This window comes from Arcticibacter svalbardensis MN12-7, assembly GCF_000403135.1.
Taxonomy (GTDB): domain Bacteria; phylum Bacteroidota; class Bacteroidia; order Sphingobacteriales; family Sphingobacteriaceae; genus Arcticibacter; species Arcticibacter svalbardensis.
Genome location: NZ_AQPN01000140.1, coordinates 1 through 20,937 on the forward strand (window position 1 = coordinate 1; position 20,937 = coordinate 20,937).

At 37.9% G+C, this 20,937-nt stretch carries 15 protein-coding genes; 10 read left to right on the forward strand and 5 right to left on the reverse strand.

From position 1 onward, the window contains the following. Window positions 1-106: 106 nt before the first annotated feature. The 3 genes from ADIARSV_RS18095 to ADIARSV_RS18105 all read right to left on the reverse strand — a co-directional run bounded on the left by ADIARSV_RS18095 (window position 107) and on the right by ADIARSV_RS18105 (window position 2,774). Entirely contained in the window at window positions 107-715 is a 609-nt protein-coding gene (locus ADIARSV_RS18095) for a DJ-1/PfpI family protein (RefSeq protein ID WP_016197104.1), read from the reverse strand. Between the two features lie 490 nt (window positions 716-1,205). After that, on the reverse strand, window positions 1,206-2,306 hold the full coding sequence (gene rluF, locus ADIARSV_RS18100) for a 23S rRNA pseudouridine(2604) synthase RluF (RefSeq protein ID WP_016197106.1): 1,101 nt from the start codon (window positions 2,304-2,306) through the stop codon (window positions 1,206-1,208). 45 nt (window positions 2,307-2,351) lie between these two features. Next, on the reverse strand, window positions 2,352-2,774 hold the full coding sequence (locus ADIARSV_RS18105; protein WP_016197107.1) for a secondary thiamine-phosphate synthase enzyme YjbQ: 423 nt from the start codon (window positions 2,772-2,774) through the stop codon (window positions 2,352-2,354). A gap of 333 nt (window positions 2,775-3,107) precedes the next feature. Between ADIARSV_RS18105 and ADIARSV_RS18110 the strand changes: the two genes are divergently transcribed. Together ADIARSV_RS18110 and ADIARSV_RS18115 are read left to right on the forward strand one after the other, a co-directional pair. Further along, the gene (locus ADIARSV_RS18110) at window positions 3,108-4,337 is read left to right on the forward strand and encodes an MFS transporter (RefSeq protein WP_016197108.1); all 1,230 of its coding nucleotides are present in this window, start codon (window positions 3,108-3,110) and stop codon (window positions 4,335-4,337) included. A gap of 120 nt (window positions 4,338-4,457) precedes the next feature. Then, window positions 4,458-4,820 (forward strand): hypothetical protein, encoded by a 363-nt coding sequence (locus ADIARSV_RS18115; RefSeq protein WP_040300609.1) that lies wholly within the window; start codon window positions 4,458-4,460, stop codon window positions 4,818-4,820. A 284-nt stretch (window positions 4,821-5,104) separates the two neighbouring features. On the opposite strand, the gene ADIARSV_RS18120 is transcribed toward ADIARSV_RS18115, so the two are convergent. Continuing rightward, window positions 5,105-6,742 carry a carboxylesterase/lipase family protein gene (locus tag ADIARSV_RS18120; RefSeq protein ID WP_016197111.1) on the reverse strand — a complete coding sequence of 546 codons (1,638 nt, stop codon included), beginning with the start codon at window positions 6,740-6,742 and terminating at the stop codon, window positions 5,105-5,107. Between the two features lie 639 nt (window positions 6,743-7,381). Between ADIARSV_RS18120 and ADIARSV_RS18125 the strand changes: the two genes are divergently transcribed. Then, window positions 7,382-8,371: a hypothetical protein gene (locus ADIARSV_RS18125; RefSeq protein WP_016197112.1), complete on the forward strand. Its 990-nt coding sequence runs from the start codon at window positions 7,382-7,384 to the stop codon at window positions 8,369-8,371. Window positions 8,372-8,497: 126 nt separating this feature from the next. On the opposite strand, the gene ADIARSV_RS18130 is transcribed toward ADIARSV_RS18125, so the two are convergent. Beyond that, complete coding sequence (locus ADIARSV_RS18130; protein ID WP_016197113.1) at window positions 8,498-9,469, reverse strand: hypothetical protein; 972 nt, start codon at window positions 9,467-9,469, stop codon at window positions 8,498-8,500. Between the two features lie 266 nt (window positions 9,470-9,735). Here ADIARSV_RS18130 and ADIARSV_RS18135 point away from each other — a divergent pair, with 266 nt between their 5' ends. From ADIARSV_RS18135 to ADIARSV_RS18165, 7 genes are all read left to right on the forward strand, one after another. Continuing rightward, on the forward strand, window positions 9,736-10,851 hold the full coding sequence (locus tag ADIARSV_RS18135; RefSeq protein WP_016197114.1) for a Gfo/Idh/MocA family protein: 1,116 nt from the start codon (window positions 9,736-9,738) through the stop codon (window positions 10,849-10,851). Window positions 10,852-10,973: 122 nt separating this feature from the next. Then, entirely contained in the window at window positions 10,974-11,315 is a 342-nt protein-coding gene (locus ADIARSV_RS18140; protein ID WP_040300610.1) for a PadR family transcriptional regulator, read from the forward strand. Then, complete coding sequence (locus ADIARSV_RS18145; RefSeq protein ID WP_016197116.1) at window positions 11,312-14,506, forward strand: glycosyltransferase family 117 protein; 3,195 nt, start codon at window positions 11,312-11,314, stop codon at window positions 14,504-14,506. The genes ADIARSV_RS18140 and ADIARSV_RS18145 overlap by 4 nt, the downstream gene beginning before the upstream one ends. Window positions 14,507-14,745: 239 nt before the next feature. Next, a complete protein-coding gene (locus ADIARSV_RS18150) occupies window positions 14,746-14,949 on the forward strand; it encodes a hypothetical protein (protein ID WP_016197117.1) in 204 nt (67 codons plus the stop codon). A 151-nt stretch (window positions 14,950-15,100) separates the two neighbouring features. After that, a complete protein-coding gene (locus tag ADIARSV_RS18155) occupies window positions 15,101-16,249 on the forward strand; it encodes a glycosyltransferase family 1 protein (protein ID WP_016197118.1) in 1,149 nt (382 codons plus the stop codon). Window positions 16,250-16,352: 103 nt separating this feature from the next. Beyond that, window positions 16,353-19,355 (forward strand): CheR family methyltransferase, encoded by a 3,003-nt coding sequence (locus ADIARSV_RS18160; RefSeq protein WP_016197119.1) that lies wholly within the window; start codon window positions 16,353-16,355, stop codon window positions 19,353-19,355. After that, window positions 19,321-20,928 (forward strand): PAS domain-containing sensor histidine kinase, encoded by a 1,608-nt coding sequence (locus tag ADIARSV_RS18165; protein WP_040300611.1) that lies wholly within the window; start codon window positions 19,321-19,323, stop codon window positions 20,926-20,928. The genes ADIARSV_RS18160 and ADIARSV_RS18165 overlap by 35 nt, the downstream gene beginning before the upstream one ends. The last annotated feature ends 9 nt before the right edge of the window (window positions 20,929-20,937 follow it).

Here is a 20,937-nt window from a genome sequence, read left to right on the forward strand (position 1 = left end):
TTGGAATTGCCTTTTTCTGTTTAATCAAGGAGCCATAAAGTTGAAGTTGGCTTCTAAAGTGTATAATGGCTTAAGAAGCAGACACTTTTTAATTTAAATAAATTACCTAATGTGCCTCTGATAATACATTCGCTTCTTTAAAACTGATATTTAATCCCAACAACTTATAAAATTCTTTTAAAATTGCAGGATGTCCTGGCCATGCAGGAGAAGTAGTTAAGTTTCCGTCGGTAATAGCTTCAGTAGCCTTAATGTCCTTGTAAGTACCTCCAGCTAATGCGATATCAGGTCCAACAGCTGGATAAGCAGTTAAAGTTCTTCCTTCTAAAACCCCGGCAACGGTCAGGATCTGAATACCATGACAAATTGCAGCAACTGGTTTATTCGTATCAAAAAAATGCCTGGTATATTGCAAAACCTTTTCGTTCAATCGAATATATTCTGGTGCACGTCCGCCACATACATATAAACCAGCATAATCTTCTACATTCACTTCATTGAAAGTTTTGTTTAAAACGAAATTATGCCCACGCAATTCCGCATACGTTTGGAAACCAACAAAATCGTGAATAGCAGTAGGGATCGTTTCACCAGATTTTTTATCCGGACAAATCACATCAACTTCCAGGCCCACAGAAAGTAGTGCCTGATAAGGAACCATGACTTCGTAATCTTCTACAAAATCACCGGCTAACATTAAAATTTTCTTGCTCATTTTATTAATGTTTAATTATAATAGTAACATTTAATTGGCAAAAGAGTTCTGCAGAAATGTAAAGAATACAAGCAAATAGTGTATTCAGGAATTCAAATCCCAGTGAATCAAAAATGCTATTTCTTACCAAAATTCTTCATTAATAAATACATTCTACCAAGGACTAATACCAGTTTCTGATACATTGTCTTCACTGAAGAATTGGCCCGTAGGACCATCTGAACTTAGTATGGCTGCTTTTACAACTCTGACAGCAGCATCTTGCACGGTTCCAGGCCCAGAGTGATTATTGAAATATAGAAGTTAGACGCTCCATTGGTATCGCCGGACTGACGGTTTTACAAGAAAAAGTCTCAAATCCATGATAATAAAGTTTGCCTGCCAGATCTAATGTAGGATCTGTAAGTAAGCAAAATTCACCATTCCAGAAGAACGCATACCGTGTCTATATGGGTGATGTTGATTTCCATTGGAGAAATAATATTAACTTTTACCTCGAACCTCTATTGCTTTTTGCCCTTCCAGAACTCGATTTTGCACCCTTTCCACCTCCGGACTTTCCTGAGGATGGCCTCCCCGAAGAACTAGTATTTTTATTGCCACCTTTACCCGAAGCTGCAGATTTATAACCACCAGCTTTACCTGATGATCCGGACGCTGAAGGCTTTCCAGATCGAGCACTTGAATTAGGTCGGTTTGATCCAGCTGCTTTTCTTTCAGCTGCTTTTTCCTTTTTTAACTCTCCCACATTATCATATTCGGCGAATCTTTCAGCAATCCCTTTAGCCGAACTTTTAGAAGAACGTTTCGAAGACCCAGTAGATCCTTTAGCAGCAGAACCTGCGCTAGCAGAACCACCAGTAACTCTTTCCGAACTCGATTTTCCAATCAGTTTCGCAATTTCCTTTTGTTCCAGCTCAGTCAACTCCCGCCAATCTCCAAGCGGTAGTCCCTTCAGTGTAATATTCATAATCCGGGTGCGTTCCAGCTTAGTCACCTCATAACCAAAATGCTCACACATCCTTCTGATCTGTCTATTTAAGCCCTGTATCAGCGTAATCTTAAAAATGAAAGGACTCTCTTTGTCAACCTTGCACTTTTTGGTCATCACATCCATCACCGGAACACCTCCTGCCATACCCGTGATAAAAGCATCCGTAATCGGTTTATTTACCGTTACCAGATACTCTTTTTCATGATTATTTCCCGCACGTAGAATCTTATTCACCAAGTCCCCGTTATTGGTCAGCAGGATCAACCCTTGCGAGTCCTTGTCCAGTCTGCCAATAGGGAAGATCCGGTCACTGTGGTTTACATAATCAACAATGTTCGTTTTATCAGTCGTTTCCGTAGTACTCGTAATGCCCACCGGTTTATTAAAAGCCAATAAAATTGAACTTTCTTCTTCCTTTGGCTCAATAAGCTGACCATTCACAATAACCCGATCGCCAATGCGAACCTGATCACCTACCTTCGCTTTTTTCCCGTTAATAAATACAGTTCCGTTCTCAATGTGCTTATCTGCAGCTCTTCTAGAGCACAATCCGCTCTCACTAATGTATTTATTTAACCGGGTACTCGAATCAGACATATTAAGGGTTCTTGTATTTTTACGAAGTTAATTTTTTTTGAAGAATTATTCACCCCATGCTGTAATCATTACACTTCGTTCTCCACCATAATTACGATGTTCACATAGATAAATTCCCTGCCATAATCCAAATGCCAATCTCCCATTACTGATTGGAATCATCACCGAGCAACCCAACATAGCTGCTTTTAAGTGTGATGGCATATCATCAGGCCCCTCTTCATCATGTAGATACTTGGGGTCATTTTCGGGTACAACTTTACTGAAGTACATCTCGAAGTCCTTCCTTACCGTCGGATCTGCGTTCTCATTAATTGTTAATGAGGCGGATGTATGCTGTATGAAAACCTGACAAATTCCTGTTTCAATCTCAGATAGCTGAGGCATAGCCTGAATAATTTCTGATGTAATCAGGTGAAAGCCTCTTGAACGCTGTCTGAGTCTAAGCGATTGCTGAAATATTTTCATCGTATTTTCCTTTTAAGCTATTTCCTAATGTATACGTATCGAATGTGGTTTAAACAACTAACCGTATAATTTTTAACTAACCGCAAAAAAATACCTTAACTGTTCTTAAAAAACATCCATTATTTAACCTTTTCGTTCTTGATGAACCTCAAATAATAAGCAATGTTACTCTCGAATAATCTCAAACAATAAGTTGCATCAATTTAACTAACCTCATTTTTCTTTCAGATATTAATAAGTCGCTAAAATGCATATTATAACCGTTTTTATTTTCCATTAAATCAGAAATAGTAGCACATAAAATTATAGATTTAAGTATTAATAAATCAATTAATGAATTCAAACTTAGCCATACCTAAAAATAACATTTTATTTCTTGTAATTGTTGCCGCACTAGGTTACTTTGTTGATATCTACGACCTGGTAATTTTTTCCATAGTACGGGTTCAAAGCTTTCGTGATATTGGAATTCCCGAAGCAGACATGCGTCTGGATGGAGAGTATGTGTTAAACATGCAAATGGGAGGCCTGTTGCTGGGAGGATTACTCTGGGGAATCATAGGCGACAAATACGGCCGTGTTAAAGTGCTTTTTGGCTCTATATTTCTGTATTCCTTAGCTAATATGGCGAACGGGTTAGTGCACGATATGAATACCTATGCCATCATTCGTTTTATTGCAGGTATTGGTTTGGCTGGTGAGCTAGGCGCAGGCATAACGTTGGTCAGCGAAAGCATGCATAAAGATAAACGGGGATATGGTACTATGATGGTAGCAGGGGTAGGGGTTCTGGGAGCTATCGCTGCGTTTTATGTGGCCGAACATTTTAACTGGCGCAATGCTTATTTTGTGGGCGGAGCAATAGGTCTTGTATTACTCATCCTGAGAGTAGGCACTTTTGAGTCCGGTTTGTTCAAAACCACCGCTACCCAGCAAATTAAAAAGGGTAACTTCAGTATGCTCTTTGCTTCCCGCGAGCGTTTCATGCGCTATTTATATTGTCTGCTTATTGGTTTACCTATCTGGTTTGTAGTGGGAATCTTCGTCACACAGGCCCCTGAATTTGGGAAGGCTCTAGGCGCTACAGATGCATTGAGTGCCGGAAAGGGTATTTTGTTTACCTATATTGGCATTTCATTGGGTGATATTTTAGCCGGACTTATCGCACAATTAACCAAATCGAGGAAATTAGCGGTCTTTATATTTCAAATCTTAATTGTTACAAGTTCAGTATGTTATCTAAGTAGCAAAGGAATTACAGCACAGCAATTTCAATGGCTTGCTTTTTTTATGGGACTGTCTGTTGGGTATTGGGCAACCTTCGTAACTATTTCTTCCGAACAGTTTGGTACCAACTTACGCGCCACAGTAACCACTACAGCGCCTAACTTTGTCAGAGGTGCATTGATCCCAAGTACCTTTATCTTCGAATTCTTTGTACACCGATACAATATTATTACCGCCGGTTACATCATGATCTTCCTCTTAACAGCCATCGCCATATTTGCTCTTACCCAGCTGAAAGAAAGTTTCAATAAAGATCTTGATTATCTGGAGATGTAGATCGATGTGTATATTTCGAAATCATATTTTAAACTAATCATGATATTTATATCTGGGTTTATCTGTTATTTAAGTTGTTAACTTTCTTGATAAGCAAGTGTTTTTTAGTTGCTTAATACCATGAAGAAATTTGTAATAATCTTATTAATAATTAGTTCATTTTCAGCGTCAGCCCAGAAATGCAAATTCCTTGGTGATAAAAATGATGATTTTACAGATGTACTTACAAGGGCTAAAATTATTATGCTAAAGGGAGGTATATTAGCAGGAGAGCCGTCTATACTACTTTCTTTTGATGGAAAAGAAAATACTATGAAATTTATGATGAGTAGTTTTGTGAATTCAGGCACTATTGATACCTGCGCCAAAAGCTTTTTTAAGTTTAGTGAAAATGATATAACCGGACTTAGGTCATTTGTTATTAATAAATATTTAAAATCAGCTGTTTCTAGTGAGAATCCTACTCATTTACTTTTAAATTAAAAAGTTGATAAGGACTTTATAATTAAACTAATCAAAAACCTTTGCTAAAATTCAGAGTTGGATACGACCATGAAGGAACTATTGGTTATGATTATGAATTAAGCAGCAAGAATCAAAATGAAATTATAGAAGCAGCATTTTGTATGCTTCAGTAATCTTGATATTATTTAAAAGAGATTAAATTAATCTTTTTTCATGTGAGATTTAGAGATCATTGTTGCTGAGAAATAGGAAGCCTAGCATAAAATGCTAGGCTAGCATTATAGTTCCATATCCCCAAACTCTTATTTCTGATACCGCTGATCAAGAAATATATACCTTTCCCTATTCTGTTCTTTTTCCTGTTTTGTACGCACATCAATATTCATATAAGGAACCTCACCAATACTTAAAGGTGCCCATTTGGGTAACCCAGGACCATTAGGATCACTTGTCTTGATGAAATTTGCAAAGTAGTTCAACATCAGGGAAGAGATTTTATGATCTTCCGGTTTCCAGTCGTACACCCGGTTAGTAGTCAGATTGCCCATTGCATATTCAATTTCAAAAGCATGGGGAGCACCCGCTAAAGTAGGAACTTTATGTAAGGGAGCATTTGCATTTTTAGTTATTCCTCCGGCTAATCCGGCAACTGCATTTGTAAACTCAGCAGTCATTTCTGGCTTAGCCTTCGAAAACAAGTACCTATAAACAGGTTTACCACTCGTTTTGCTTTGCAGATCAATCCATTTCCAGGTGCTGTAAACAATAAAACGGTCGCTCGCTAAAGCAGTAGCTGATCGGATCACTTCCTTTTGATTTTTCCCCGGATATAGTTTTAATACCTCATCCGCATGGTCAGGATAAAGCTGCTTGATTTTCTCAGCATAGTTCTCTGCTGTGGTTGCTTGATCACCCAATAATGATTGATAAGGGATCTCTGTAGAATTCCATCCGGCGAGGAGAGGAACCAATGCCTGTTCTCCTGCTGCAAAAATAGCTGCTGGCTCTTTAGGTAAAAAATAACCATCAACAGCGGCTACCGTCTTAAACGCATCAAGAACAGAAGCAGCATCAAGCAATTCGCCCGCTGTCATTGCGCGTAAAGCTTCCAGAGAGGTTGCCTTTGACTTTTTTGCAAAAGCCACACCATTTTTTTCGGCCTGATCAAGTGAGACAGGTGCAAAGGTCGGATTAATCATCGCACCGCTTTCTCCAATGGCTCCGGCAATCAGCTTTTTCGATAAAGGAGAGGCCATTTGTGCGAATACAGATATGGAACCTGCGGATTCTCCCGCAATGGTTACACGTTTAGGATCGCCGCCGAAAGCAGCTATATTCTGCTGTACCCAACGTAATGCGGCATTCTGATCCAACAATCCATAATTCCCGGAGGCATGATGGGCTGACTCTTTAGTTAATTCAGGATGAGCTAAAAAGCCAAATACGCCTAAACGATAGTTTACGGTAAGAACGACAATGCCTTTCTTGGCCATGCTCTCTCCGTCATAACGCGATTCCGAACCATCACCAGCAATAAATCCGCCTCCATAAAAATAAACCAACACAGGTAATGACTCTTTCGGCTTAACCGATGGTGTCCAGACATTCAAATACAGGCAATCTTCGCTCATACCAGTTGACCGAAAAATCATATCACCATAAATCTTTTTCTGCATGGCATTTGCGCCAAATTTATCCGCCTTCCGAATGCCAGTCCAGTTTTCAGGATCTTGCGGCTCTTTCCACCTCAGATCTCCAATAGGAGGTTTTGCAAATGGAATACCTTTAAAACTATTTATTGTCGAACTCTCCTTAGTGCCTTCTAAAATTCCATTTAATATCTTTACCTGAACAGTTTTGTCATTTGGTAGGTTTGCTTGTGCAAAGCTGACAAGGGGTATAAGCATCGCAGCGGATATAAGTATATTAATGAGTTTCATTGTCTAATAATTTTCGCTAAAAGTGGTCATTTATTGGGTGGTAAAAAAATATTATATAAGGCAAATTATTGACATGATCCGCCTTGGGTAAACTCGGCCGGGAATAGCACCTTCAGGTTTTCATTTTAACAGCATTTGCTTCTTTTTGTTGCAGGTATATTTGATGAGCCTGTTTTAATGCAAAGGCTCATCAATTAGATTGATCTTGATTCTTCATCTGGTAATTGACCTTTAATTTTGGTATGTAAGTATGCAGACAGGTATCTGTTTATTAATCAAACTATAATCAATCTATGTTTAGTCCATCGTAAGTCCATGTTTAAGTAGGGAAACACGGACTTTATACAGTATTAACCTAAAATAAACTAAGGTTTATTCCTATTCAGGTTATAGCTTTTGTGCTGTTGGTAGTTTTGTTTAATTTATTGAAGGATCTTACTCATGCCAATAGGACATATTCGCGTAAATTTGATAAAGCAGAAAGAGCTTTCAATGCGTTCGAGCTTCTTAAATATGTCTTTTTTTGCTCTCTAATACCACTTATTAGGAAATTTATTCAAAATAAACATCACTTGCACTAATTCTCCATACATTTAACCTTAACTACTTGAAATTTTAACATTTAAATCTTAAATCATTATGGCTATTATAGACCACAAAGGCAATATTAGGGGCATTGCAGGCTCCGTTATTTTTAGAGGCTACGGGAAAAAGAACATTGTGCAGGGTAAATCTAAAACATATCCATTAACAGCAGCCAGTATCGCCAGTTCTACAGAGTTTGGACTAATAAGTTCGGCTGCTTTAGCTATCCGCAAGGCTTTCCTTCCCGCTTACCGCTATTACGATGGGCCGGCTGTAGGACGGGTTACTTCTGCGGTATCCAAATGTATTCGTGGAGCTGCCGGAACAGTAGCTGGCGAGCGTGATTTGCATGATGGTGAACTGAGTCATCTGAACGGGCTGGAGTTTAATGCAAACAACCCCTTATCTGCGGTATTGTTGGTTAAACCGCAGGTGGAGCAGGATTTGTCAGGCACAATAAAGGTTCTGATGCCGGCAATGAATCTGTCAAAAGACATGAAAATTCCTAAATCTATTAAAGGTAAAGCGTATAGGATTAAAGTACGCTTCCTGCTTACTGGTTTTAACTTTAGGGAAAACTATTATGAGTATGTCGACAACCAGGAGATTAGCTATGATCGTTATGAAAAGACCGCAGAGCGGATCATTGAAATGAAGGGGACGGTTCCTTCAGGTTGTATGTTAGTTTTGAGTATGTCGCTGAGCTTTTACAGTTTCAGTGATATGGATCAGGAACTAGTATTATTAAACAGTGTAGAATGTAGTCCTTGTGCTATTATTGGCAGTTGGCAAGCGGAAGCAGTCATCCCGATTGGGCAGCCAATACTGGAAGTAGTCGACACCGCTATAAGAACTTGCATGGATTATGCAGGCAACCGGCTTTTGGCTGAACTTCCTAACAAGATTGTTCAACAGGCAAGAAGCGCAACATGTCCCAGGCAAGGCCTATTTAACCAAACACCAAATAAATCTGTTTTGTCTGCATTAATTAGCAACGAAAAGGATGATGTTGGAATTGTAACAGGGAAAAGAGTCATGTTTTGAATTCAATTAAGAAAAGCAAATCAAAAAAAATTCCCTCATTTCATGCATCAGGATAGCAGTTAGGACTACTGGTAGATGATACAAAGAAATATGTTTTAAGGGAATTCTATTTTTCGTTGATCACGATTATGGGTTACATACAATCTTTAACTTTTTGCTGTAATCCGGGTTAAGTGGTTCATTAGTTTGCGCAAGACGCTGAGACCCTACGTTGGCTGGGCAGGCTATGCCATTGGGAGCGTCGTAAACTAATCCGGGTTTTTGATCTATGAGCTCCTGTGGCACATAAATCTGTACTCTGGTAATGGAATAGCCACTTGGAAAATAACGGATATAATAGCCGTCAGGGTGGAGCGACCATGTGCCGGATGGTACATTCGGATCCGGTTGTGCTACTATACCAGTGAGGATGGCATATTTTTCCATTTCTTGGTATGATGCATTACCGGATGCGGCAAGTTGGCGGATGTTATTTTCAGCCTCAAAAATCCGTTGTGCAATAGGGGGAAGCAGGTCTTTTGCTTTAGACATCATATTTGCCGGTAATACGCCAAGAGCTCCGCCTTCAAGCATGAGTAGTTCCTGGGGTGATAAAAGTGTGGTTGCCGTTAATTTAATATCAGTACCAAAATCTGCAAACTTAGTGCGGGCTATTATCGCCCATAACAGGATTTGAATGCTATGCTGACTGACATTGGGATGTTTCTCTGCATTTTTTAAGATTAAAATTACAACATCATGCTTAGGACCCAATACAGGGGCAAGCATATAACCGTCACCAGTGCTAGGTCCTCTGGTTCCGGCATGGAGACAGTAGCTCTTATTAGTCATTTCGTAAAAACCGGCACAAAGTTTAAACCCTCCCAGAGGAGCTTTTGGTAAAAGATATAAAGGTTGGGGTTTCTGATCATCTACAAAGGATGGAGGTTTTGAACCTGTCCGCACTACATCTTCAAAGCTTGTAGAAATTGCCTGCGGCTGTTTAAGTATTCCACTGAGACCGCCCCCTTTTACCATGTCTGTACCTTTGTCTAATAACTTTTTACTTAACCCGCCAAATTGCCCATGAACTTTATTCGCCTGGAATAGGCATACCATGATTGCTAGAATTAGAGTTCTATACCTTATCATTCCTGTTTGTTTTGTGTTTGATTTGTACCTTGATTAATTAATAGATGTTTTTCGATTTAAATATAAGAATTAGATTGATAGCGTATTAAAAACAAAAGAGAAAAAAAAATTTTCAATAACTAGTCATAATTCTTCTTTCTATACTGTCAAAAAAAGAACGTGCATTTAATTTTCTCAAACAGATAATTGCTGAAATTGTATAAATATATACTGTTTATCAATCATCTCATGTTATGGAAATCAACAACAAGTACTCAAGAAGGAGGTTTATAAGAACTTTAACTTATGGCACAGGAGCCTTGGTTTTAGCCCCTCAACTGGCTTCGCTTGCTTCCTGTTTTCCCGCAGCATCAAATAAGAAGTTAGGGATCGCATTGGTAGGTTTGGGTGGATATAGTTCGGGACAATTAGCTCCTGCTCTTCAGGAAACAAAAAACTGTTATCTGGCAGGGATCGTAACTGGAACCCCTTCGAAAGCGGAGAGCTGGTCTCAAAAATATAACATTCCGGAGAAGAACATTTACAACTATTCAAACTTTGATTCTATTGCCAAAAATCCTGATATCGACATTGTATATGTGGTGCTTCCTGTTTCTATGCATAAAGAATATACGATCAGGGCGGCCAAGGCAGGGAAACATGTTATTTGTGAAAAGCCGATGGCTTTGAATGCGGGAGAATGCAGGGAAATGATTGCGGCGTGTAAGCAGGCGGGAAAGATGCTTTCTATTGGATATCGCCTGCATTTTGAACCGCATACTTTAGAAGTGATGCGTCTTGCGAAGGAAAAGCCTTATGGAAAGATAACTTCAATAGATACAGCAAATGGATTTACTTATCGGGGAGATCCTAAATCATGGCGTCTGAAAAAGGCACTTTCAGGTGGTGGGGCGTTAATGGATATGGGCATTTATACGATTCAGGGATCCAGGTATGCAACGGGTTTGGAGCCCTTGTTTGTAACAGCAACCGAAGAGAAAACAAATCGGGAGCTTTTTAAGGAAGTGGATGAAACGATTCACTATAAACTGGAATTTCCTGGCGGTATTGTTGCGAATGGAAAGTCGAGTTATAATGAAAATGTTGGGTTCTTGAAAATTCATGCAGAAAAGGGGGATTACGGATTGCAGCCGGCTTTCGGTTATGGGGGGATTCAGGGAGAGACACCTGCGGGGGTTATGGATTTTCCACAGATCAATCAACAGGCTTTCCAAATGGATGATTTTGCACTGTGTGTGAGTAATAAAAGGATGACTAGGGTAGCCGGTGAAGAGGGATTAAGGGATATGCAAATTATTGATGCGATTTATAGAAGTATCGCTTCAGGGAACAGGGAAAGGATTGTTTAGCTTAGTTCATTTATTGATAAGTAGAGCATCTGATTGTGGAATTGGGTGCTTTCTTGTTTTAACACTTTAAAAATGAGTATATATAATTTTCTTATGTATGTAGGAAAATTATATATTTGTATATGGGTTCATCAAATGGTATGCTAAAGGGGAGTTTGCAAACAATTATGTTGAAATTGTTGCAGGAAAATGGGCGGATGTATGGTTATGAAATCACTCAAAAAGTAAAAGAAATTACGAAGGGTGATATTAAACTTACTGAAGGGGCTATTTATCCTTCTTTACATAAGATGGAGGCCGAAGGTTTGTTGATCACACATACGGAAATGGTGGAAAACCGGGTGCGTAAATATTATTTGCTTACAGAAGAGGGCCAGGTTGAGGTAAGGAATAAATTAAAAGAAGCGGAAAGTTTTATTGGTAATCTTCAACTTTTATTAAACATGAAACCTGCTATCTCATGATACTAAGCAAACAACAACAAGCTGCTGTGCGCAGTCAGATTTCAAAGATCAATATCCTTCCAGAAAGGTTTGATGAAATGTACGATCATGTTTTGACTTCATTAGAGCAAAAACCGGTACATACTGCTTTTAATATAAAAATGGTGCAGGATATTTTAGGCGCTGTTTTTGCAGATCTGGTGCATACGGAGAAGGAATGGAAGCGCTTTAAAAAGGTTAATCTGATCTGTGGTTTTGTTTTGTTTGGCATGGCGACTTTAATTTATTGGTTGACTATGGAACCTACGGTTAGCTTTTGGGATTGTGGTGAGTTTATTGCTGCATCGTACAAACTACAGGTGGGACATCAGCCGGGTGCGCCATTGTTTCTTATAATCGGTAAACTGTTTTCCATGTTGTCCATGGGAGATACCGGTAAAATTGCTTATTGGATTAATTTTAGTTCTGTTTTGGCAAGTGGAGCAACCATCATGTTTTTGTTTTGGACGATTACTGCCTTGTCGTTAAGGCTTTATGAAAATAATAAGAAAAAAATACAAGTTTTAGCTATCATTTCTGCTGGTGTGGTAGGTGCAATGGCTTATGCTTTTTCTGATACATTCTGGTTTTCTGCAGTGGAGTCGGAAGTATATTCGTTGTCTACTTTGTTTACTGCAATCGTGTTTTGGGCCATATTAAAATGGGAAGCGGAAACCAATGATCGTTGGCTGATTTTTATTGCTTTTATGGTAGGCCTTTCTATCGGTGTACATTTGTTGAGTTTGTTAGCGATTCCGGCGGTGACCTTGGTTTATTATTTTAAGAAGAACCAGCGTTCGGGTATCCTGGGCATCGGAAAGGCATTTTTGACGGGCTGTTTTTTGGTAGGCGTAGTGCAGTTTATTATCATTCAATATTTTGTGCTTTTTGCTGCACACTTCGATCTGTTTTTTGTGAATACGTTGGGTTTGGACTTTGGTTCGGGGGCTTTGTTTTTTGTGGTTTTACTAGGCGGTTTACTAGCGGGAGCTCTTTACTATTCTATTCTGAAAAATAAATACAACCTAAACCTGAGTCTGCTTTGCCTCGTATTTATTTTATTGGGTTTCAGTTCTTACCTGATGATTTACGTGAGAGCTAATGCGAAACCTAATATCAATTTAAGTAATCCTGACAATGCTTTTTCATTATACAATTATCTGGGGCGCTCTAACTATGGAGAAACGCCATTGGTATATGGAAATACTTTTGATGCTAAGCTGATCAGCCAGGAGCAAAAAGGTCCTACTTATCGGAAAGGGAATTCAAGTTATGAGATTTCCGGTTATGATTATAAAAGGGGATATGATAAAAACGTATTGTTTCCAAGGACATACAGTACTAAACCTTATCATCCGGATTTTTACAAGCAATGGCTGAATTTAGCAGAAGGGGAGACTCCTTCGTTCGGTAAAAATATTCAGTTTTTCACTTCCTGGCAATTGGGTTTTATGTATTGGCGGTATTTTCTATGGAATTTTGTAGGTCGTCAAAATGATATTCAGGGGCAAGGGGAGATTAATAACGGCAATTGGATATCAGGTATTAAACCTTTAGATGCCCTGCGCTTAGGAAATCAATCTAATTTACCTCCAAGTATTACATCCAACGCTGCGCATAATGTGTATTATGGTCTGCCACTTTTATTAGGATTTGCCGGTTTGTTCTATCTGTATCGAAAGAATAAACGGGATGCAGTTGTGCTGATATCCTTGTTCTTCTTTACTGGAATAGCGATTATATTGTACCTCAATCAGGATCCCTTACAGGTTAGGGAAAGAGATTATGCCTACGTGGGGTCCTTTTATGCTTTTGCTATTTGTATTGGCTTGGGGGTGCTGGCAATTAAAGAGTTATTGAGCAAGGTGTCATCCTCAAAATGGACTCCTGTTCTTGCTGCGGTAATCTGCTTCTTAGCCGTACCTGTTCTGATGGGGGCTAATAATTGGGATGATCATAATCGTTCGAACAAAACCACGGCTCTGAATTGGGCGAAAAATTATTTGAATTCCTGTGCACCCAATGCAATACTCTTTACCAATGCGGATAATGATACTTTCCCACTATGGTATGCTCAGGAAGTGGAAGGGATTCGAACTGATATCCGCGTGATTTGTATTCAGTTTCTGGGTGACGATGCCTATGTGAATCAAATGAAAAAGGCTTCTAGTTTATCTGCGCCACTCCCGATAAGTATGCCTGATGGAAAATATGTGGAAGGGGTAAGGGATTATATTCCTTTTGTGGATTACGGTTTGATTGACAGTGCGGAGTTGAAGGATCTGCTGGCGGTTATGACTTCGGATAAAAAAGAAGATCAGGTTCAGATGCAGGATGGTTCTTTTATGAATTTCCTTCCTACACGTAAACTTAAACTTACGGTGAATAGGGAAGAGGTTTTAAAAACAAATACCCTGACTGCAAATGAAATTGGGCATGCTACTGATGCTATCGAATGGAAGTTTAATCAATCTTTTGTGAGTAAAGCAGATTTAGTTATGTTTGATATTCTGGCCCATAATGATTGGAAGAGGCCTGTTTACTTTGCTACTTCGGTATCTCAGGATACGTATCTGGGCTTGGATCAGTATTTATATCTGGAAGGATATGCCTACCGTTTACTGCCTTTGAAAGTGGATCAATCTAAACTGGGTAAGACGGACCGTACGCATACTGAGGTGATGTATGCTAATATGATGAATAAGTTCGACTTCACTTCTTTAAAAAAGGCAGGCTATTTAGATCCCGAGAGCAGGAGGGTATTGAACAGTACATGGGGTTTTGCGAATACATTGGCTGAAAATTTGATTGAGAAAAAAGAAATTGCAAAAGCGCATGATGTAATGCAGAAATGCATTCAAGAGTTGCCTTCCGAAAATTCGACTATAGCGGATACGTTGAATAAAATAAATACGATTCGGAATTTATACAAGTGCAAGGATGCCGGACAGGCAAATGTGCTTGCAAATCAAACATTTAACTTTTTGGATGCAGAGCTGACTTATATTACTTCTTTGCAACCTGAATTTCAGCATGCTAGTTTACAGGATATTAGAATTGGATTATATGTGTTGGATGCTTTGGATGAAATAACGGCTGAGTATAAGGATGAGGCATTAAATAAATTAATAAAAGGAAATACGGCTTGGCTGGAGCAACATTTTCAAATATAATCTGTAGTTAATAACTGATCTAAACTTTGTTTTTTCAGTCCGATTCTGTACCTTTGTACTTAACGGTGGATTTCTAGTATTATCTTTGTTACCCGATAGTTGATCAAATAGATCTACTTTATTTCCTAAATGCCTGTTAAACCGTTGGACAGGGGAGATTAATTATAAGCGATTCCAGTTTTCATAAAATTGATTGCCGAAGGGGAACATATAATGCTTCTTACTTAAATTTAAATATTATGGCTAAGTCACAAGCAACCTTCATGAAGAAACAACTGGAAAAAACCAGACTGAAAAAGAAGGAAGAGAAAGAACAACGTAAACAGGAACGCCAACAAAATTCTACAGGTGGTAGTCTTGAAAGTATGATGGCATATGTGAATGAGTTTGGTGAGATTGTATCTGAGCCGCCTATTCCAACTCCTCCTGAAAAAACCAATTAGATCTATATTCCTTTAAGAATGTTAGTGTCTGAATAGGAGTATATCGGATAAATACGGAATCACGTGAATAAATACGTGATTATGTATCATCACTCAAACGAAGACGGTGTTTTATGGTAATTAGTGAAACCATTAATTACTAACACGCTTCATGAAAAACATTTCCCCTTTTCCTTTAAATATTCTGTGCTTTTCACATCTTCGCTGGGATTTTGTATACCAACGACCACAACATCTACTTACGCGATTTGCTCAGAACTGTAAAGTTCTATTTTTTGAAGAACCTGTATTTGATGTGAATGAGGGAAAATCTTTTTTATCTTATTCGCAGCGTCAGGTGGATGTTTGGGTTATTGTTCCGCATTTGCCCGGGGGCTTAAATAAGTCGTCTATTACTTCGATTTTAACTGAACTTGTAGATTCTATATTATCAAATGAGAAAATGGAAACATTTGCTTTTTGGTATTATACGCCAATGGCATTGGAATTTACAAGCAAGTATACTCCAGCTCTTACGGTATATGACTGCATGGATGAGCTATCCGCCTTTAAATTTGCACCTGAAGAGTTAAAAAGCCTGGAAAAGAAACTGATGGCAAAAGCTGACCTGGTATTCACCGGAGGCCAGTCTTTGTATGAAGCCAAGAAAACTCAGCATGCCAATATTTATCCATTTCCTAGTAGTATTGAAAAAGAGCATTTTGCATCTGCACGAACACTTAAATCAGAGCCTGAAGATCAAATTAATATTAAGGGACCCAAAATTGGTTTTTATGGTGTGATTGATGAGCGGTTTGATATCAATTTGATTGATCAGATTGCTGAAGCCAGGCCTGAGTGGCAAATCATTCTGATAGGGCCTGTTGTTAAAATTGACCCTGCCACCCTTCCCAGACATGCGAATATTCACTACCTGGGGTCTAAAACTTATAATGAACTTCCTGCATATCTCTCGGGATGGGATGTTTCAATGATTCCGTTTTTATTAAATGACTCAACACGTTTTATTAGCCCCACAAAAACTCCTGAATATCTTGCTGCAGGAATTCCGGTAGTGTCAACAGCGATTAGAGATGTTGTGCATCCATATGGAGTAAATAAATTGGTCCATATAGGTTCAAATGCATCCGATTTTATTAGAGTAATTGACCTTGAACTTAAAAGTAAAAAGAAGTCATCATGGTTGGTTTCAGTCGATCATTTCTTAGCCAATAACTCATGGGATATTACTTATTCGTCTATGCATCTTTTGATTCAAAATGCAATAATGAGTAAGAATAAAATTTCGATTGCCAGTTAAAATGAACTGATAAAAAACACCATTTTATTGTACGCTTTTTGAGGGTTTACGAAACGTACTTATTAACTATACATTACTTATATTTGAGTGTAGTTAATCAGGTATGGAAATTAAAAAAGAAGCTCTAAAACGCAAAAGTAAAACTCAAGTAATTTCAGCTTCTAAACAACCTGATAATGAGCAACAACAACAAAATGTCAATTTTTATATAGTTTGTCTGGGTGGATCTGCAGGAGCTTTTAAAGCTTATGAGACCTTTTTTACGCATATGCCTGCAGATAGTGGGATGGCTTTTGTCCTCATTATGCATCTTGATCCAAAACATCAGGGTAATCTTCCTGAATTAATACAGACTTATACTTCTATGCCGGTATTAGAGGCAGAAGATGGCATGTTGGTTGAAAAAGATCAGGTATATGTTATTCCTCCTAATAGGGATATGGGAATGCATGAGCGAAAATTATTCTTGCTCAAGCAATCGAAACCCCGTGGATATAGCTTGCCTATAGATTACTTCCTGCAAAGCTTAGCCGATGATCAGTTCAGTAAAGCTGTAGCCGTTATATTCTCAGGAATGGGATCGGATGGGGAAACAGGAGTAAGAATGATTAAGGAGAAGCTGGGCATGGCTATGGTTCAGGATCCGGGTACAGCTACGTTTGACAGTATGCCTCTGGCATCTATCAATACCAACATGGTCGATTACATCTTACCTCCTGAAGAAATGCCAATAAAATTAATTCAATATGTGAATCACCCTATTCTTGCAGAAGAATCTAATAATGATGAGCAAACTGAAATTTTAAATGCTAACGCTATACAGAAAATTTTAATGTTATTGCGCTTGCACACGGGGCATGACTTCTCGATGTATAAAAAAAGTACGGTAATCAGGAGAATTGATCGAAGAATTGCTTATCATCAACTTCCTGATTATGGTTATTATGTCAATCATTTAAGGGAAAATCCGCACGAAATTGATATATTATTTAATGAGCTTTTGATTGGAGTAACTAAATTTTTTAGGGATGCCAACGCATATAGTACATTGAAGAATAAACTGACTATTATTTTAAAAAACAAAATAGATGAAGAACCTGTACGTGTTTGGGTAGCAGGTTGTTCAACTGGTGAAGAAGCGTACTCACTGGCGATATTGTTGCTGGAGTGTGCAAGTGATCTTAAAGAAAAATACATTCCTAAAATTCAGATTTTTGCTACTGATCTGGATAGTGATGCAATTGAGCGTGCCCGTACGGGTTGTTACCGTGATAATATTATTGCTGATGTTTCTGCTGAGCGCCTTGATAAGTATTTTACAAAGAAAGATGATAGTTATTGTGTGAAAAAAGAGCTTAGGGAAATGATTGTTTTTGCTCAGCACAATATGATTAAAGATGCGCCTTTTACCAGGTTGGATTTGCTAAGCTGCAGAAATGTATTGATTTATCTTACTTCAGAATTACAGAAGAAAATAATCCCGATATTTCACTATTCGCTGAAATCAACTGGATTATTGCTACTTGGACCAGCAGAAAGCATAGGTGGTTTTAGTGATATGTTTGTTCCTATTGATGTGAAGTGGAAATTGTTTGCCCGCAAAGAAGGAAGTCTTAATGCGGGTAAGATTATTGATTTTCCGTTCCATGTAAATAAACAATCTATTAATTTGTCCACTCAGGGCAATTCCAGAAAAGGGGTTAAGTCGACATCTATAGCCGAAACTTTCAATAAAATATTACTGGAAAGTTATACTCCTGCATCGATTCTAGTCAATGAGAAAGGAGATATATTATTCATTAATGGTATGATTAGCCGGTTTATGGAATTTCCTCAGGGGGAGGCTGTCTTGAATGTGAATAAAATGATTAAAGACGAACTGAAGTACGTTTTGGGAAATCTTATTCATCAGGCTGTATTACAAAAAACAGTTGTTTCTATACCCGATATTAATATAAAAGAAGGTGATCAGTTTAGAATAGTGTCCCTGAAGGCCGTTGTGTTGGAAGAAAGGCCTTTACAAGGTTTAATATTGGTCATGTTTGAAGATACGGGTCTGCTGAAAAAGAAAAAAGAATCAGTAAATCCAAAAGGTCAAAATAATAATAAACATATAATTGACATTGAAAAGGAGCTTCTATATACAAAACAACAGCTGCATAGTACGATAGAGCAGATGGAAACTTCATTGGAGGAGCTTAAATCAACCAATGAGGAGCTTCAAAGTACGAATGAAGAGTTGCAGAGTACAAATGAAGAATCGTTGACTACTAAGGAAGAGATGCAGTCTTTGAATGAAGAGCTGATGACAATAAATGTGCAGTATCAATCAAAGGCTGAAGAACTCACTCAGTTAAACAATGACATGAAAAATCTTCTTGATTCTACAGAGATCGGGACTATTTTTCTGGATAATAATTTAGATGTGCTGCGTTTTACTCCTCAGGTTCGTAAATTGTTTAACCTGATTCCCTCAGATGTAGGAAGATCTATCACTCATATTGTATCTAATTTTGAAACGCCATTAGAGGAAGAGATTAGAGAGGTAATAGAAAATCTGCTTACAAAAGAGATTGAGGTTAAGACAAAAAACAACGAATGGTATAGTGTTCGCATTATGCCTTATCGAACTCTTGAAAACTTTATTAGTGGTGCTGTATTAACTTTTAGCAGAATTACTCAATATAAATACTTGGAGTTTAAGTTAAACGCTTTAAAAAGCTATTCAGCAGGAATAGTAAATGTGCTGAAAGAGCCAGCAATTCAGCTGGATAAAAATCATCATGTTATTACTGTAAACAGTGTTTTTCTTAAGCGATTCCATGTGGAAGAGCAAGAAATAGTGGGTCATTATTTTATAGAGTTTGTACAAAATAACTGGAACACAGATAAACTGGATGCTGTTCTGAAGTTATGTAAAAAACAGGAAAATGGTTCATTGGAGATTGAACTTGAAAATGATGAAGGTTTAGTTGAAACTTTAGAAATTAATGCACAGCCTTTTATAGACGCTGAAACAAGTGAAACGTTAATGGTGTTAATTATTATCAATGAGGTAGAAATAGATAAAGTTGAAGAAAAGAAAGACTTCAAATCCGGAAATTGATCTTAATAATTTGCAAATTCCTTTCAAAAAGCTATTGTCAAGTGCTGAGCAAGAATTAGAGCTTAAGAATAAGGCAGAAAGGAACAAATTATTACAAGAGTTGCAGGTCCATCAAATTGAATTGGAGATGCAGAATGATGAGTTGCGTCGTGCTAATGAGGAATTAGAGATGCAACGAATCAAATTTACCGGAATTTATGAACTTGCACCAGTAGGTTATTTTATTCTGAATCAATCGGGTATTGTTGAAGAAGTAAATACGGCAGGATCTGTTCTATTAGATTTTGATAAAAGTATTATTGTAAAAAGAAGCTTTCAAAGCTTTATAGCTCAAGATTATACGGATACTTTCTACCGTTTTTTTAAAGAGATTAAAAGTCAGAATGAAAGAAAAAGCTGCCAGCTGGAACTGATTACTCAACAAAAAAATATTGTGTATGCGCAAGTGGAAGGAATTGCAATACATGGTATCCATACAAATAGAGTGGACTGTTACATTGCCCTCATTGACATTACGGAAAGGAAAGAGGCTGTTCAGCGACTAGAGGTGACAAAAGAAAGGTTGGAGCTAGCGCTTGAAGCATCTGAAGCGGGAACCTGGGAATACGATTATAAAACGGGTAAGATTCTTTTAGATGATTCGAATTACCAAATATGTGGTATAGATAAGCATGAATATCAAGGGGATTACCATCATTTTTTAGATGCAATTCATCCTACTGATCGTTTAGCTGTTGATAATTACCTTAGAACCTGTATTAATCAGGAAAAGGAAGTAAACATCGAATTTAGTATCAATAAAACGGATAAGCCGTGTGTAGTCTCTATGCGGGGGCATCATATTAAAAGATCCGATGAAAACCAGCGTTTAGTTGGGACAATCATGGATATTTCTGAAAAACGCAGGCTTGAAAATGAAGCTGAAAAGTTCAAGATTGAGCAACAAAGGAATATTACTGCTGCTATTATTAATACAGAAGCAACTGAACGTAAAAGAATTAGTGATTCACTTCACGATGGTGTATGTCAGCTGCTCTACGGTATTAAATTAAATTTACAACAATTAAATGCTGCTGATTTTAATGAGGGGCCATTAAATAATATAAAATCATTAGTAGATCTCTCCATCAAAGAGGCTAGAAATATTTCTTTTGAACTTGCGCCATCAATATTAAATGATTTTGGGTTAACTATTACAATCGAAGAAATAGGAAGAAGGTTATCTACTGATAAACTATCTATTCAAACGTCTGTTAAAGGGTTGCATAAACGTTTAGATCTGTCAGTTGAAATTAGTATATTTCGGATGGTTCAGGAACTGATTAATAATGCCATTAAACATGCTGAGGCTACTTTAATTAGGGTAGAAGTCAGGAAGATGAAAGGTGTAGAAATTGTTGTTTCAGATAATGGTATCGGATTTGACCAAAAAGGGATAGAGATTCCCTTAAAAGGTATGGGCTTAAGTAACCTAAAGTCCAAAGTTGCAATTTATAAAGGAGTAATGGAGATTGATTCTTTACCGGGAAGGGGTACATGTGTAAAGATTTTGCTAGGTAAAATTACCGATTGAAAGGATAAT